This window comes from Pseudomonas brassicacearum, assembly GCF_003732265.1.
In the GTDB taxonomy this organism is placed as follows: Bacteria; Pseudomonadota; Gammaproteobacteria; order Pseudomonadales; family Pseudomonadaceae; genus Aquipseudomonas; species Aquipseudomonas brassicacearum_D.
In genome coordinates this window covers 1-642 of sequence record NZ_MOBK01000354.1, presented here as the reverse complement: position 1 = coordinate 642, position 642 = coordinate 1, and the positions used below count along the sequence as shown (strand labels likewise).

General features: G+C 63.9%; 1 protein-coding gene. It reads right to left on the bottom strand.

Going from position 1 to position 642, the window contains the following annotated elements; translation table 11 throughout:
* Positions 1-642, bottom strand: a 642-nt coding sequence (locus tag BK660_RS31680; RefSeq protein WP_148057537.1) for a PhoU domain-containing protein, incomplete at both ends; no start/stop codon positions are given.

Sequence of the window (642 nt, the reverse complement as noted above, 5' to 3'; positions counted from 1 at the left end):
ACGAACGGCGCTGCGAGGTCTTCTGCTGCTGGATCTTGCGCAGCATGCGTTCGATCAGGTCGCTGGCCAGTTTCAGGTTGATCGCCAGTTCAATGATCTCGGCCCAGCGCCGGCTGTCGTGCTCGCCGAGGTCTTCACGGGGCATTTGCGCCAGGTACAGCTTGATTGCGCTGTACAGCGCTTCGACGTCATCGGTCAGCCGACGCATTTCCTGGGTGACGGCGGTCTGCTTGCCGCGCAACACATCGAGCGTCGCATCAAGCATGTTGTCGAGCAGATCGCCCATGCGCAGGGTTTCCCGCGCGGCGTTGGCCAGCGCCAGGCTCGGCGTGACCAGCGCCGTCGCGTCGAGGTGACGCGGTTTGGCGGTGCCGTTGACCTCCGGCCGCTCCGGCAGTAGCCACGCACACAGGCGCGCCATCGGCCCGACGCTTGGCAGCAGAATCAGGCAGCGCGCGGTGTTGTAGAGCAAGTGGAAGCCGATGACCATTTCCTGCGGGCTGAAATCGAGGCTGTCGATCCAGTGCACCAGCGGGTCGAGCACCGGGATGATCAGCAGCAGGCCGATCAGTTTGTACAGCAGACTGCCCAGCGCCACTTGCCGGCCAGCGGCGTTCTGCATGCTGGTGCTCATAAAGGAGA